The sequence below is a fragment of the Ilyomonas limi genome, assembly GCF_005233845.1.
Lineage (GTDB): Bacteria > Bacteroidota > Bacteroidia > Chitinophagales > Chitinophagaceae > Ilyomonas > Ilyomonas limi.
In genome coordinates this window covers 1-15,481 of sequence record NZ_SZQL01000029.1, presented here as the reverse complement: position 1 = coordinate 15,481, position 15,481 = coordinate 1, and the positions used below count along the sequence as shown (strand labels likewise).

The 15,481-nt window shown below is 39.0% G+C and carries 18 protein-coding genes; 17 read left to right on the top strand and 1 reads right to left on the bottom strand.

The genetic code is table 11. From position 1 onward, the window contains the following. Positions 1 to 6: 6 nt before the first annotated feature. The 9 genes from traJ (at position 7) to FC093_RS21900 (ending at position 7,773) form a co-directional block, all read left to right on the top strand. Positions 7 to 1,224 carry a conjugative transposon protein TraJ gene (gene traJ / locus FC093_RS21940; RefSeq protein ID WP_137263965.1) on the top strand — a complete coding sequence of 406 codons (1,218 nt, stop codon included), beginning with the start codon at positions 7 to 9 and terminating at the stop codon, positions 1,222 to 1,224. Between the two features lie 11 nt (positions 1,225 to 1,235). Then, the gene (gene traK, locus FC093_RS21935) at positions 1,236 to 1,853 is read left to right on the top strand and encodes a conjugative transposon protein TraK (RefSeq protein WP_137263964.1); all 618 of its coding nucleotides are present in this window, start codon (positions 1,236 to 1,238) and stop codon (positions 1,851 to 1,853) included. A 29-nt stretch (positions 1,854 to 1,882) separates the two neighbouring features. Beyond that, a complete protein-coding gene (locus FC093_RS21930; RefSeq protein ID WP_137263963.1) occupies positions 1,883 to 2,359 on the top strand; it encodes a hypothetical protein in 477 nt (158 codons plus the stop codon). Positions 2,360 to 2,368: 9 nt separating this feature from the next. Beyond that, positions 2,369 to 3,673, top strand: coding sequence for a conjugative transposon protein TraM (traM, locus tag FC093_RS21925; protein ID WP_137263962.1), 1,305 nt, complete (start codon positions 2,369 to 2,371; stop codon positions 3,671 to 3,673). A 23-nt stretch (positions 3,674 to 3,696) separates the two neighbouring features. Continuing rightward, positions 3,697 to 4,551, top strand: a complete 855-nt coding sequence (gene traN, locus FC093_RS21920) for a conjugative transposon protein TraN (RefSeq protein ID WP_137263961.1) — start codon at positions 3,697 to 3,699, stop codon at positions 4,549 to 4,551. 6 nt (positions 4,552 to 4,557) lie between these two features. Continuing rightward, on the top strand, positions 4,558 to 5,679 hold the full coding sequence (locus tag FC093_RS21915) for a hypothetical protein (RefSeq protein WP_137263960.1): 1,122 nt from the start codon (positions 4,558 to 4,560) through the stop codon (positions 5,677 to 5,679). Positions 5,680 to 5,734: 55 nt separating this feature from the next. Continuing rightward, positions 5,735 to 6,301: a hypothetical protein gene (locus tag FC093_RS21910; protein ID WP_137263959.1), complete on the top strand. Its 567-nt coding sequence runs from the start codon at positions 5,735 to 5,737 to the stop codon at positions 6,299 to 6,301. Between the two features lie 32 nt (positions 6,302 to 6,333). After that, entirely contained in the window at positions 6,334 to 7,074 is a 741-nt protein-coding gene (locus FC093_RS21905) for a hypothetical protein (RefSeq protein ID WP_137263958.1), read from the top strand. A 381-nt stretch (positions 7,075 to 7,455) separates the two neighbouring features. Next, positions 7,456 to 7,773, top strand: a complete 318-nt coding sequence (locus FC093_RS21900; protein ID WP_137263957.1) for a helix-turn-helix transcriptional regulator — start codon at positions 7,456 to 7,458, stop codon at positions 7,771 to 7,773. 1,384 nt (positions 7,774 to 9,157) lie between these two features. Here the strand turns inward: FC093_RS21900 and FC093_RS24730 are convergent. Next, positions 9,158 to 9,244, bottom strand: a complete 87-nt coding sequence (locus FC093_RS24730; protein ID WP_137263984.1) for a recombinase family protein — start codon at positions 9,242 to 9,244, stop codon at positions 9,158 to 9,160. Positions 9,245 to 9,463: 219 nt separating this feature from the next. Between FC093_RS24730 and FC093_RS24485 the strand changes: the two genes are divergently transcribed. The 8 genes from FC093_RS24485 to FC093_RS21855 all read left to right on the top strand — a co-directional run bounded on the left by FC093_RS24485 (position 9,464) and on the right by FC093_RS21855 (position 15,388). Then, entirely contained in the window at positions 9,464 to 9,700 is a 237-nt protein-coding gene (locus FC093_RS24485; protein ID WP_449404371.1) for a GDCCVxC domain-containing (seleno)protein, read from the top strand. A 297-nt stretch (positions 9,701 to 9,997) separates the two neighbouring features. After that, a complete protein-coding gene (locus tag FC093_RS21885; protein WP_449404370.1) occupies positions 9,998 to 10,369 on the top strand; it encodes an ArsR/SmtB family transcription factor in 372 nt (123 codons plus the stop codon). A 58-nt stretch (positions 10,370 to 10,427) separates the two neighbouring features. Beyond that, positions 10,428 to 11,270, top strand: a complete 843-nt coding sequence (locus tag FC093_RS21880) for an arsenite methyltransferase (protein WP_137263955.1) — start codon at positions 10,428 to 10,430, stop codon at positions 11,268 to 11,270. A gap of 59 nt (positions 11,271 to 11,329) precedes the next feature. Further along, positions 11,330 to 12,412, top strand: a complete 1,083-nt coding sequence (arsB, locus tag FC093_RS21875; RefSeq protein WP_137263954.1) for an ACR3 family arsenite efflux transporter — start codon at positions 11,330 to 11,332, stop codon at positions 12,410 to 12,412. 11 nt (positions 12,413 to 12,423) lie between these two features. Further along, entirely contained in the window at positions 12,424 to 13,197 is a 774-nt protein-coding gene (locus tag FC093_RS21870) for a metallophosphoesterase family protein (protein WP_137263953.1), read from the top strand. A gap of 25 nt (positions 13,198 to 13,222) precedes the next feature. Beyond that, complete coding sequence (locus tag FC093_RS21865; protein ID WP_137263952.1) at positions 13,223 to 13,636, top strand: arsenate reductase ArsC; 414 nt, start codon at positions 13,223 to 13,225, stop codon at positions 13,634 to 13,636. A 194-nt stretch (positions 13,637 to 13,830) separates the two neighbouring features. Then, positions 13,831 to 15,078: a hypothetical protein gene (locus tag FC093_RS21860; protein WP_137263951.1), complete on the top strand. Its 1,248-nt coding sequence runs from the start codon at positions 13,831 to 13,833 to the stop codon at positions 15,076 to 15,078. A 25-nt stretch (positions 15,079 to 15,103) separates the two neighbouring features. Next, positions 15,104 to 15,388 carry a hypothetical protein gene (locus FC093_RS21855; protein WP_137263950.1) on the top strand — a complete coding sequence of 95 codons (285 nt, stop codon included), beginning with the start codon at positions 15,104 to 15,106 and terminating at the stop codon, positions 15,386 to 15,388. Positions 15,389 to 15,481: the final 93 nt, after the last annotated feature.

The following is a 15,481-nucleotide window of genomic DNA, read 5'->3' as shown; positions in this document are numbered from 1 at the left end:
TACAATATGAGAACTATATTCAAAGTTGTCAGCCTGGCAGCTACAGGCTTCCTGTTGCCTTTACTATCCAATGCACAAGACACCGGTGTTGGGGATGATTTAAAAAATATGCAGCAGGTGCTGGATCAACTCTACACCGAAATGATGCCCCTATGTAGCCAGTTGATAGGCATTGGAAGAGGCATAGCGGGCTTTGCAGCTACCTGGTACATTGCTGCAAGAGTATGGCGGCATATCGCCAATGCAGAGCCGATTGATTTTTATCCCTTGTTGCGCCCTTTTGCTATTGGCATAGCAGTGCTGCTGTTTCCTGCTGTAATTGCAATCATTAACGGGGTGATGCAACCGGTGGTAAGCGGTACGGCTTCCATGGTAACAGGTTCAGATCAGGCAATTGCCACATTGTTACAGCAAAAGGAAGAAGCCATTAAACGAACCGATGCATGGCAGATGTATGTAGGAGTGGATGGTTCCGGCGACAGGGATAAATGGTACCAATACACCCATCCTGATGATCCGAATGCTTCCAGTGAAGGCATGATGGAGGGCATCGGCAACGACATCAAATTCGCCATGGCAAAAGCCTCTTACAACTTTAAGAATTCTATTAAGCAGTGGATGTCGGAAGTACTGGAAGTGTTGTATGAAGCTGCTGCTTTGTGTATTAATACCATTAGGACTTTTTACCTGATTGTGCTCTCCATCTTAGGTCCGCTGGTATTCGGGCTGGCGGTGTTTGACGGCTTTCAGCATACACTCACGGTATGGCTGGCAAGATATATCAACATCTTTCTCTGGCTGCCGGTAGCTAATATATTCGGAAGCATCATTGGCAAGATACAGGAGTTAATGTTACAGTTAGACATCAGCCAGATAAACGACACTGGTAACACTTTCTTTAGTTCAACGGATACGGCTTACCTCATCTTTATGATCATTGGTATTGTAGGCTACTTCACCGTTCCATCTGTTGCCAACTATATCGTGCATGCCGGTGGTGGTAATACCCTGCTCTATAAAGTAACTTCTCTGTTTGGAAGCACCACGCAATCGGCTATGAATACAGTTAAAGGCGGAGGCGGTATGGTGGCAGATGCTTTGGGTAATGGCAGGGAAAAAGTGCAACAGAGCATGACAGGCTTTAATATCAACTCGGGGTATTTCAAAGATGGCGGCGGTAGTAATAATCATCATCAGCATAGCAAACTCAGTGGTAACAGTTAAACCAATAAAGCATGTTTCAGCAATTAAAACAGATAGATACAGCATTTAAGTTAGTCAGGAACTTTTGTTTGTTTGTAATGATCATTTGCTTCGCTGTTTGTGCTTTTGCTATCTACAAAACAACAGCAGTAGTAAAAGAGAGCCATGAGCAAATGTATATCCTGGCTGATGGAAAGATTTTACAGGCAACTGCCAGCAGCCGCCAGGAGAATATACCAGTAGAAGCAAGGGATCACATCCGGATGTTTCATTACTACTTCTTTACGTTGGACCCCGACGATAAAGTAATCCAATCCAACATCACCAAAGCATTGTACCTGGCAGATGCTTCTGCAAAAAGAGCCTACGATAACCTCAAAGAGAACAGTTATTATGCAAACATCATTTCCGGTAATATCAGCCAGTCCATTAACATTGATAGTGTACAGGTAAACACGGCTCAATACCCGTTCTACTGGCGATGTTATGCCACAGAAAAGATAACACGCCCCAGCAGCATCGTCATACGCAACTTAATAACGGAAGGCTACCTAAGAGATGTCTCCCGCTCCGATAACAATCCTCATGGTTTTCTGATTGAACGATGGAACACGATTGAGAATAAGGACATCAAAATAGAGCCACGTTAATGTTTACCATCAAAATAAATAATTCTAAAATGAAGAATCTTTTTAATAATGATTACAGCAAGGGTGTGCAAAAAAGTAATGAACATAGTCTTAAGCTCGCTGCTTTTCATATAAAAGCAACACAAGAGAGATTTGCAAAGTATCTGCAGTCGAAAACAAAACAGTTTACAAAAAGAAAACAAAAACTGTTGCTGCTGCTATTCAGCTTATCATTCGGCAGTTGCAGTATAACAGTGATGTTGTATTCTTTTATTATGGTCAACACTCCGGTGTCAACTACAAAAATCACATTTCCTAAATACGCCATAACGCATAAACTTAAACCAACAATCAGGGACAGTTTAATCACCGGCAAGGAGTATAAACGATTCAGTCAATTCAAGCGCCATTTAGGGCGATTGCTGCAAAGTTCGGAAGGCAGGAAAGTATATGACAGTCTTATGCAGGCGAGGCCTTATTTATTAGACAGTATTTACAAAGTAGACAGCATTTTCTTAAATCAATAAAATAAACACATGCAAACAGCACAACATTCCGAAAGGCTGAGGAGCAAACGTAAAATGTTGATTTTTATGCCGCTCTTCATTCTTCCGTTTATGACGCTTTTCTTTTGGGCTATAGGTGGCGGTAAAAACAATAAAACAAACGCAACAAATAATTCTCAAAGCGGATTAAACACACAATTGCCGGATGCAAAATTCAAAAGTGATAAAGGCTTTGATAAGCTTAGCTTTTACCAGCAGGCATCCAAAGATTCGGCGAAGCTACTGGAAGAAAAGCGTAATGACCCATACTGGTTTAAACTTAATAATCGGAATGATAGCGCTTCCAGAAATACGAAGCTAAATCTTCTTTCAGCTAATCAGGAGCTATACAATCCATTGCCAGATAATACCAGTGATGTAGACGCTAATGAAGCTAAGGTGTATAGTAAGTTAAATCAGCTTAATAAAGCACTGGCAAATTCCAAACGTTCAAATGCACAAAATGACTTCGCTTCCAATCAATACCCGCCCGTAAATACGCCCGTTTATAATAGTCGTGTTGACCAATTGGAAGCGATGATGAATCGTATAAAGGAGAAAAAAACAGAAGATCCGGAAATAGCACAGTTGAACCAAATGCTGGATAAAATTGCTGCTATACAACATCCGGAACTGTTGAAGGATACGGAGCTGCAAATCAGTCAAAGCGTAAGTAGGAATGAGCAGGTCCTGGCAGTTCGCAAAAGGGATAAACGTACCCCGGTATCAACGCTTCAGACTCCGACGGCTGTAAATGTGCCAAACCCAACTACGTTGATACAAAATGCATTTTATAGTGAAAGTAATTCATTGACTATGGCGGATACGACAGATGCAAATGCCTTTGGAGCAATGATAGCAGAAACACAAACAGTAGTTAATGGCGCTACTGTAAAACTGTCTCTCCAGCAGGAAATAACAGTACAGGGCAAAATAATTCCAAAAGGATGCTTATTATATGGTATTGCAGCGTTAAAGAATGAGCGGTTAACTATTGGTATTCATTCCATCCGTTTTGGAAATAATATACTGCCGGTTTCACTGAACGTGTATGATATGGATGGGTTGGAAGGTATTTATGTACCCGGTTCCATTAGTATCAATGCTGCAAAGCAGTCAGCAGACCGCGTGACAAGTGGCTTTGGGACATCCTTGTTTAATCCTTCCCTTGGTGCACAAGCAGCCAATGCCGGCATTGAAACCGCCAGGACAATACTAAGTAAAAAAATAAAGCTGATAAAAGTTACCCTTCCCGCAGGATACCAGGTTTTATTAAAGAACACTCACCAGCTTTAGCAATACATTCAACTCAATTAGTTATGAAAAACTACTTTGTAATATTCTTTCTGTTTACGTTGTTTACGCTATTTCTTACATCATCAGCATTAGCACAAGAAACTTTTATTACATCCAACAACATAGCTGTTACCTGCAACAAAACAACGCACCTTATATTCCCTTATGCTATCAGGAGTATAGACAGAGGCAGCCAGGATGTACTGGCACAAAAAGCTCCTGGTTCCGATAATGTGCTGCAATTAAAAGCAGCAAAGGCAGGCTTCACAGAAACAAATGTTACGGTTATCACAGCAGACAATAAGCTTTATCCCTTTAAAGTCAATTACAGTTTAGCACCTGAACACCTGACTATCTCATTTGTTACAGACAGGAGTGAGCTAAACCCGAAAAATGGCATGTATTGTTCCATTGGTCAGCATGAAAATAACATCCAATCTAATGTTGAAACATTACAGAATACAGTTAAGCAGGTTGCTGCTGAAAAGAAAAGGATGTATGCTTTACATGCCCGCAGCGGGCTGGTGCACCTGTTGTTGAAAGGCTTGTACATCAAAAATGATGTCTTTTACTTTCAGTTCATGATAAGCAACTTGTCAAACATCAGTTTCAGTATTCAAAACATTGCTTTCACTATAAAGGATTCCAGAAAAGCAAAACGCAAAGCGGTACAGGAGCGTGTATTGCAACCTTTGCTTACCAATGAAACGGACAGCTCCGTACAAAGCCATTCCAGCGGGGTTCGGGTAGTGGCATTGCCGAAGTTTACACTGGAAAATGGTAAGTACCTGTCCATCCGGGTATTTGAGGAAAATGGCGGCAGAAATCTGGTGCTCAAAGTTTATAACCGGCACCTCCTTGCTGCCAAACCGTTGTAAGCTGCTATGAAAGCAATACCTATCAGCGATGCTATAGCCAGTGCTTTGAAGAGGGGCAACTGGCTGGCATACAACCAGCTTGCTACTGTACAGGATAAGGAGTTTTACTTCTTTCAGCTTAAAGCGGATGCCCGGGAGTTCTGCTACAATAACGGGAGTGACCGGGACAGATGGGACTTTACTTACATTAAAACACCGGATAAGTTTTTAAACCTGGCTAAAGCAAATCCACAATTTATCAATCACCAATTTATAAAAATCTACAAAATGAACGAACAAAATGTAAACTACTTAAAAGAGCAGGTAAAGTACATGGGCTTTGGTGAAAAGCTACATGCAGAGCTGGAGCAAAAAATAGCAGAAGGGAACCCGGAGTTTCAGTTGCTTTTTCAGACGATAGTTAATCAAAAGCCATTTGAAGCAGTACTAAATTTCCGAAAGTCAGACAACAACGACATGTACTTTTTCAATAGCTATACGGCTAAGCTTGAAAAAGGACAAGGACAATCGCGTGAGCAAACTTTTTACATCAATAAAGGCAAAGGAGTGACTGCCAAGGAAGCCTTCAATTTACTGGATGGCAGGGCTGTATTCAAGGAATTGACAAATAAAGAAGAGCAGTCTTACAACGCCTGGTTACAGCTTGACTTTAAGAACAAGGATAAGCATGGAAACTACATGGTGAAGCAATACCATGAAAACTACGGCTATGACCTGGCTAAGTCCTTAAACAATTTGCCGGTTAAAGAGTTACAGACTGACACACAAAGAATGGAACTGGTGAAGTCACTTGAAAAAGGCAATCTGCAGGCAGTTACATTAGAAAATGGAGGAAAGCAGCAGCGGATTTTCATCGAAGCCAATCCCCAGTATAAAACTATCAACCTCTGCGACGGGCAAATGAATCGGCTAAAAAAAGAAGAGATAATTCAAAACCAAGCTAAAGCGCCCGCTCAGACTAATGCTAAACCGCAACTTGAAAACACCGAAAAGCTAAATGGTAAGGAAGTGCATACCGATAAAGGCGTGAAAACAAAGGCGCAAAAGGAGAAGGTAAATAAACAGGTAAAGGAAGATAGCTTATTGCCTAAGAAAAGAACAGGCAGGAAAAAGGGGCTGACCCAATAAAACAATAGAACTCAGACCGGCGAATCAGAAGTATTTCACAATTCAAACAAGTTGTATGGAAAAGGGAATGAAGAATAGGGTAACCGAAGGATTAAACAACTGGCTTCAAAAGGAGAATCAGTTGAAAGCCATATTTGGCAATGATGTAGTAAAGGAAAAACATTTTCTGAAAAGTAAAATGGAGTTCTTTAATGATTTGCATAAAGGCATTAAGGGAGATGCTACCAGTAATGAAAAATTATTGTTGAATGTAATTAAAGGAGAGACAAAGAAACTGAAGAAAGCAGTCTATCCAAACATAGTTGCCAGGGTTGTTCTAAAAGCAGCGGATTTTATAAAAGGACAGGTAGATGCCTTTAAGCAAAGACAGCAGAACAGGAGTAAGGACCTGTTGTCTGTTAGCATCATCAGCAGTGCGCCGGTAAGGGTAAAAACTAGCCAGCACGCTACCAGGCCTGTCAATACTAAAGTGGAACAATCACCTAAGGAACTGTTTCAGCAGCAAAAAAAGCAAACAACCATTTTGAAGGTACCTAAGGATAATAGGAACATATTGAATGAAAGCAATACGCTATTGCCGAAAAAAAGAATCAGCAACAGCAAAGGGCAACATATTCACTGATTTAAGGATTAAAAGTAAATCTGTTTATTACCATGGATGTACAGCATCTTTCCGCATTGATTGAAATGCTCTCTTCTTTAGGCTTTTCTGCTTCTACAGGTAGAATATTACTTTTCAATGCTTGTATTCGACAAAAGCAATTCGTCATCCGTGAACGAATGTGCTTTGGAGAAGATACAATTAACTATCAGCTATCCTTCCATGAAGATATAACATCAAAAAGGCTTACCTGCTCGTATTATGATGCCACTTTGAGAAAGGCTGTAGAGATTTCAGCTTCTTTAATTAACGGAGTTGACGTGTTGGAATTAGAAAAGCAAATGCAGGCTGTTGATTGGCAAATGCCACCAGAGAATAGTTCTTCTGATGGCTTTATTATCGCTGATAAGAATACCTGGAAACAGGAAGCAACAATTGAAGAAATTACAAGGGATTTAGAAGCGTTAACCTCTTCTGCGGAAGGTGCTGTTTTAGCTAATTTGCTGAAGTATAAATTTTGGACAGATATAACTCTACAAAGTACGATATCTGAATTGACCGTATTAAAAAGCAAGTATGAACTAAGTCAAAGATTTTACATCATTAATGGTGAGGGGATTACTGCAACTGAAGCGTATCGTTTTTTGAATAACCGGTGGTTGGAACGGCAGGTACATGCTAACAATCGTTTGTTGCGCAAAAATGCAATGGTGCAACATGATGCAGAACCAATACCAAAAAGTACAAACAATAAAAGTAAAAAACCGGCACTTAAAGGAGAAATAGAGAAATGAATTTAATTATAATGCAAGCCAAAGTAATGATTGCACCTATAGACTCTTTCTACAAAAAAGCGGAGGAGGATGCCATGATAAATGCCACACACACCAGTTTATATTTTGCGCTATATTACTGGTGGAAGCAGGGGAACTATATTAGCCCTTTTGGAATTAACAGAGATAAAATTATGAATCTGGCAAAGATCAGCTCCAGGAAAACATTCAATAAGTGTATGCGTGTACTGCATGATGCAGGATATATAAAATATATTCCCTCCTATAATCCTGAAATCAGTAGTATCGTTTGCCTAATGCATATAAGTTGATTAGCCGTAAAGAAAGAAATATTCTTCCTAAAAACAGGACAGGTCTGAGTGAGTTTGAAAATGAGCGTATATGAGTAATGCAAATGCCACACCTATGTTATTCCCTTATGAGCCGGAAGAGTTCTGGAATCAGATACGGTTAATCATCAGAGAGGAAGTAAATAAAATCAAAAATAATAAAGTACCCGAACAGGATGTTACCAAAGTAGAGGGCTTAACCTATAAGCCACTATTGAAAATGAGTGAAGTTTGCCGGTTCTTTCAGGTATCCCGGCCTACCATTTACGATTGGATCAAACACGACCAGCTAAGACCATTTCGCATCAGGAGGAATGTTTATTTCCTTTGGAACGATATTCAACGGTTGATTGAAGCCAATTTTAAATAGTAAAATGAATTCCCTTCTCTACAATTAACAAGCAATTTTATACCATATCCCAATACCAAAACTGACTGCTATCTAATTCTACTAAATCCAAGATATTAAATATATTTAGTACCCCTTACTATTCTCTCCAAACAACAGTATATAATCACATTGCTAAACATCTATCTGAATTCTACTTAGCATTAGGGAGAACCATTAGTAGTCATAAAATTCTAATTTAGAGTATGGCAAGATGTTAAGAACATAATACCATTAGAATGAAACAGTTGAAATCAGTAAATTTGTAAGGATATGTTGCTCTTTGTAAAGTAGTGTTCAAATTTGAGGTGTAAACAAACTTAATTCGACTAAAAATTCGACTAAACTAAAAAAGTCACTGATTTACAGTGACTTTCCTTTGCTTTCTGCGGACCGGACGGGTCCGTATGAATATTTATAATTAATTACTAATCAATATAAAAGCTCTCCAAATACTCAGTGGGTAACCGAATTTTCACCCTTAAGGAAAGAACTCATTCTTTGACGAAATTAATGAAAAAATTTGTGGATTTAATAATAAGTAGACAAATATTACCTCGGAGTTAAGAAGGAACTTACAGCCTTATCGCAGCTTTTACAATAAAAAGATGGCTACCATGTGTCTGGTTAGATTCGTCAGTTTTGACGAAAACTGTAGTTGCTTAAATGATGTAACAATAACAATTCTTTTTTCCAAAGCTGTTGGTGCACTTATGATTAAGGGCATAGTTTACACATAAAGGTTTACTTCCGCCAACCAGTTTAAAAGTATCTTAAGGTTAAGGGCAAAAGCATTAAGTTTTGCATTGATGTTTTCAGGATGTAATTTACTTAAATGATTAATCAGAATGATTCTTCAATAAGCCAATGCTCTGCTTCCAACAAAACCATATAATCTTTTTAAGCGGAATTTCCATTCATTGCACGACACACTACAAAAGCTGTCTAAATCTCCAACAAGTGTTGGAGAAATTCTTAATAGATTATTTTACCAAATAGGCAAAGTATAATATAATAATCTCCTGCAAGAAATATTACAGGAGGTTAAGAAATCTATATACAGCCTGGCAGCAGCTTACCATAACGTTAATACAGTTGTATTTTTCTACAGGAAACATTATTATCAGTTGTCAACAAATGGAAGGTTGACGTGAATTTATACTACAAAGACTATTTTGCAAGCTATCAAAAACAATGGCGTTATGATTTTACTCGAACAATGTAACAAATACTATAAGTCTATCTGCTGCTGTTGGGAGCGTCTCAACTGATCCAATTTCAACATTACTATTATATTTCCTTCTTCATATGAGAAAGAAGCTTATCTACTTCGTTCTTTAGCAGCGGAAATCTTCTCTTTGAATATCTAGCTGCAGCCAGCGGCTGTGAGCGCGTCAATCTGCTGATGTAAGTTTTGTACTTCAGTAGAAACTCTTGCATAGCCGTACTTCATTTGATGTTGGTTTTAGTAGTTGGAGTGAACCACCGGGGTAAAATCATACAAAACCTGCCAATTAATGAGTACAATATAACCTGTTTTTGTAAAGGTGTTTTGTAAAATGTAATTAGATGTAAAAGAAACAAAAGGGAGTGGAGGAATATATTATACAAAAACGACCATTTTAGTATAATGAGGATTTTGTCCACTTTTGGGCTATTTCGATAAAAATTTATGCATAACCTCAATGTGACTATGGAAAAGACAATCATATTACAGTCAACTATCACTTGCCCTAATTGTGGTTTTCAAAAAGAAGAAACCATGCCAACAGATGCTTGTCAGTATTTCTATAAATGTACAAATTGCGAGACTACACTAAAACCTAAACAGGGAGACTGTTGCATATTTTGCAGCTACGGCACGGTAGCCTGTCCACCAGTACAATCAAATAAATCTTGCTGTAATTAACTAGTTTTTCTTTCAGGAACCAAGATTGGACAGTTATCTTCTGCTTTATCAGGATTACAATAACCGGCACATTTATTTGCTCCGATTAACAGCATTGTCCTGATTTGAATGAGTTCTTTAATCTTTTGGTTAAGCAATTCACTTTTTCGTAAAGCTTTTGCAATACGTTATTGCAGGTTGCTTCATTCACTTCAATCATGTCTAGCATTTTAGCAACCTCTCTCAGCGTAAATCCAAAATCTTTAAGCCGTTTAAATGTCAGCAGCTTTTCCATTTTATGTTCCAAGAAAATAAATTTTGATCAATCAATTTATCCATCGTAATATTGCGATTGATATGGGATTGACAAAATCAGAAATATTTACCGATAAGCAGAACAGGCTGGCAGGCATGATGAAGGCATTAGCTCACCCTGCACGCATAGCCATTACTCAACACCTGGTAAAGCAGCAGGCATGTATCTGCGGTGACCTGGTAGAGGAATTAGGCTTGGCACAAGCAACCATTTCACAGCATTTGAAAGAGTTGAAAACAGTGGGGCTTATTCAGGGTAATGTTGAAGGCACAAGCGTTTGTTACTGCATCAATGAAAAGACCTGGGAGGAATACAGGAAAACCTTTGAAGCATTTTTTATTACCTATCAGAGAGTAGATAAGGACTGCTGTTAAATTTTTTTATCTTAATCAATCGCAATATTGCAATATAACAATCAAACAATTTTAAACAATGGAAACTCAGGATGTAAAAGAACTGGTAAGGCAGAAATACAGCGAGATAGCCACACAGGATAAGGAAGCTAAAGAAAGCTCCTGCTGTGGCTCTGGCTGCTGCAGCACAGAAGTTTATAACATTATGGCTGATGATTACACGCAACTGGAAGGTTATAACCCGGATGCTGATTTAGGCTTAGGCTGTGGCTTACCTACTCAGTTTGCAAAGATCAGACAGGGTGATGCAGTTATAGACCTTGGCAGTGGTGCCGGTAACGATGCCTTTATAGCCAGGCATGAGACCGGAGAAATGGGCAAAGTGATTGGCATTGATTTCACCCCGGCGATGATTGAAAGGGCAAGAATCAATGCAGAAAAGAGAGGTTTTAACAATGTGGAGTTCAGGCAGGGAGATATTGAGAAAATGCCTGTTACAGCCAATACGGCTGATGTTATTGTAAGCAACTGTGTATTGAACCTAGTTCCAAACAAAGATGCTGTAATCAAGGAAATTTACCGGGTATTGAAGCCAGGTGGTCATTTTTCTATCTCTGATATTGTGCTGGAAGGTGAGCTGCCTAAACAGATCAAGGAAGCGGCTGAAATGTATGCAGGCTGTGTAGCCGGTGCCATCCAGAAGCAGGTGTATATGGAACTGATAGAAGCAAACGGCTTTACCAATATTACCATTCAGAAGGACAAGGCTATTATCATTCCTGATGATATACTTAGTCAGTATTTATCAGCAGATCAGATCACTGCTTTTAAGCAGTCCGGAACAGGCATAAGAAGCATTACCGTATATGCGGAAAAACCTGCTGAAGCTAAGGCTTGCTGCGGTCCTGATTGCTGTAACTAATCACAACATTCAACCAAAGGCAACGAGCAGATCAACTCATTAAAAACAAGGAAAGGAATATGTCAGCAAATAACTGTGCTCCGGCAAATGAGCGGAAAAAATTAAGCTTTTTAGACAGGTATCTGACCTTATGGATATTCCTGGCAATGGGTATTGGTGTAGCTATAGGCTATTTCTTCCCTTCCTCTTCCACATTCATTAATTCCTTTTCATCCGGGACAACAAACATTCCCCTGGCGGTAGGGCTGATACTGATGATGTACCCGCCTTTTGCCAAGGTGCGTTATGAAAAGCTTAAGGAAGTATTTAAGAACACCAGAGTGTTAGGAATGTCTTTATTCCTCAATTGGGTGATTGGTCCTGTGCTGATGTTTTTTCTTGCTATACTCTTTTTACATGACAAACCGGAATACATGGTTGGGCTTATCCTGATTGGCTTAGCTCGTTGCATTGCAATGGTAATCGTATGGAATGAACTGGCAGAAGGCAGCCGGGAATATGCAGCAGGTCTGGTAGCCTTGAACAGCATCTTTCAGGTATTATTATACAGCGTTTATGCTTATGCATTTGTAACCCTGCTCCCTCCCCTGTTTGGTACTCATGGCGCGGAAGTAAATATTACTATCGGGCAGATTGCTGAAAGTGTTGCTATCTATTTAGGGATTCCGTTTGCAGCAGGTGTATTGACCAGGTTGATACTTCGCAAATCAATGGGTGAAGCCTGGTATCAAAACAAATTCATTCCCTTTATTTCTCCTATAACATTGATTGCATTGCTGTTTACCATCGTGGTTATGTTCAGCCTTAAAGGTGAGCTGATCGTTCAGATTCCTTTTGATGTGATCAGGATAGCTATTCCTCTGATGATCTACTTTGCCATTATGTTCCTGGTCAGCTTCTTTATAGGCAAGAAAATGGGTGCAGATTATTCTACTAATACATCTATCGCCTTTACAGCAGCAGGGAACAATTTTGAATTAGCAATTGCAGTAGCCATAGGTGTATTTGGCATTAATAGCGGTCAAGCCTTTGCCGGTGTTATTGGTCCTTTGGTGGAAGTACCGGCACTCATTGCCCTGGTTAATGTCGCTTTCTGGTTCAGGGATAAATACTATACAAAACAACAGTTACAAAACGCTTAAATCCATAATTCATGAGAATTGCATTATTCAGTGATATACATGCAAACCTTCCGGCACTGGAAGCCTGCCTGCAAAGCATAGAAGAACAGAAGCCGGATGCCGTTTACTGCCTTGGTGATCTGGTAGGCTATAACATCTGGGCGAATGAAGTAATTAATGAGATTCGCAGAAGAGGCATTCCGACTATTGCAGGCAATTATGACCAGGGCATTGGCTTAATGAGTGATGAATGCGGCTGTGCTTACAAAACGGAGCCGGAAAAGGATATGGGTAAAATATCTATTTCCTTCACTAACTCCATTGTGAAGCCGGAGGAAAGAAAATACCTCAGAACCTTGCCTGCACATATCAGGGTAGAGTTTCAGTTGAATAATGATAAGCTCAATTTGCTTTTAGTGCATGGCAGCCCAAGAAAGATTAATGAGTATTTGTTTGAAGATAGAGATGAAAAAAGCCTGCTCAGAATCATGGAAGGGGCTGATGCAGATATAATGTGCTTTGGTCATACGCACAAACCATATCACCGGGTATTGCCAACAGAGCCAGGTGAAAACCCTCACTATAGACATGCTATTAATATCGGCTCAGTAGGTAAGCCGAAGGATAACAACCCCAAAGGGTGTTATGTGATACTCACGATTAATGCAGATAGCAGCATAACCAATAAAGATGCGGTTCAGGTAGAATTTATCAGGTTTGATTATGATGTGGAGAAGGCGGCAAAAGCAGTGGAAGAAAGCCCATTGCCTGATGAATATGCTGATATGCTTAGAAAAGGTTACTGATTATATTAATGGAAAGGAAGAGAACATGAAAAGGATCTTAGTGCTTTGTACCGGCAATAGCTGCAGGAGCCAGATTGCAGAAGGTTATTTAAGACATTTTGCAGGTGATAAGGCTGAAATATATAGTGCAGGTGTGGAAACGCATGGCGTAAATCCAAGGGCTGTAGCGACCATGAAAGAAGATGGTATTGATATTTCACACCATACTTCAAACAATATGGATGAATACAGAGGCATTGACTTTGATTTTGTTATTACTGTATGTGATAATGCCAGGGAACGCTGCCCATTCTTCCCTTCCAAGGCAAAGAAATTTCACCACAACTTTCCGGACCCTGCAAAAGCAACAGGCTTTGAAGAAGAAATTATGCAGCAATTCAGGGAAGTCAGAAAAATGATAAAGGATTATTGTCAAAATATTATTAAAGAAAATCTGTAATACTTCCCTTGAAAAGGTATCAAATATTGATACCTTTTCATTTTGTTACAAGTTTCAACTGAATTATCTGCTTTTATTTCTGACAGCGATTGCTTCCGGTTTTAATTAAACTTTTTTGGCAGCAATTTTTTCAATTAAGAAGTATTTTGAGTTTTGTTTATTTGCATACCAGTAGTACAATCGCTGTAGAGAACATGAACTCTAATTTTCCGCAGGTTATTCAGCAATATAAATCAGATAAGGAATCGGTTTACAACACATGGTTTATTAATAATGAAGATAGGCTAAAAGCATTCCGCTCTATTCGTAGAGGGGTAATGCAGGTAATAGAAGATATCAGGTGCAAACGTTTTCCGAATGACTTTAAAGGTTCTTCTTTAGAGTTTGTTTTAACCTGCATTACAGAACAAAAGCAGGTATTTGAAGGAGCTGCTCATCCTTTTTACTGGAAGCCAAAATTGAGAATACCTGACATTTACGAACATGAAGGTAACAAGCAGGCTTTTGGGCAGTTTTTAGAAAATTGCCTTAATGCAAAGAGTGAAGAACAAATCATCAAAGAAGTTATCAAACTGGATAGCCTAAAAATAAAAGGATTAGGTCCCGCAGTTGCCAGTATTCTATATTTTCTGCATCCCACTATTATCCCACCATTCAATACAGCCATTATTAACGGCTTTAATTATGTTTTTAAGGACAAAAAGAAATTGGGTAGCTGGAGTGAGTATCTGAAGTTGCGGGAAGTTTTAATTGAAACTAACAATCATCATCGTTCTGAATTGTCATCTGACTTGGGTGCTATTGCTGGATTATTGTTTGAAATAGGCATGCAAAAGCTGGTATTAGGAGGCGATGAATACCTGTCGCAAACTGAAAGGACAAAGCTGGAGAAATTAATGGAAAAAAGACATGAAGATGTAAAAGCAGAAAGAGAAGAAGAGAATCTCCATACTGAAATGCAATATCACTTGCTCAAAATAGGAAAGGCTTTGGGTTATGATGTCATTCCTGCTTCTAATGACCGTTCCAAGTGTTATGCTGGTAACAATTTTTCATTTATGAGCCTTCCATTTTTTCCTGAGATTTCTTTGGATAAAGAAACGCTGAACACTATTAAGCTCATTGATGTATTATGGTTTGAAAAGGGAACTAACAATGTTATTGCAGCGTTTGAGGTTGAGAAGAGCACCAGCATTTATTCGGGTATTTTACGGCTAACCGACTTGAGCTATACATTAGCTGATGGTGATGAAGTATTTTATTTAATAGTACCAGATAAGCGGGAAAAGGATGTAGTTCTACAATTATCCCGTCCGGCAATTAAGAAGCAAAATACAGTAATAAAATATATTCTTTTTTCGGAACTGAGGCAGCATTGTGATGCCTTATGCAAATTTGGAGACAGCCACCGTATTATGGAAAAAATTGCAAAAGCCGTTTAACAATAGTCTGCCATACTTTTGCTTTATGCACCTTTACATCAAAAATATGGTATGCAACCGCTGCATATTAGTTGTACAGCAGGAATTAAAATCGCTGGACATTGACAACTGCAAAGTTTCTTTGGGAGAAGTAGAAATAGCCGACGAAATACCCAAAGAAAAATTAGAGCAGTTTGAGAAGAACTTAGATGCCTTGGGCTTTGAACTACTGGACAATTCAAAAAAACAGATCATTGAAAAGATTAAAAACATTATTATTCAGAAAGTTCACCATGCACAGTGTATTAGCCCCCTAAAAGGCTGGAGATAGTTTTAGAAATAGTTTGACTTATTCAAAAGTCACTAAATTTAAAAATATGAGTATCATCAAACGTAAATGGAGTGAAGCACAGAAGTTGCAGAT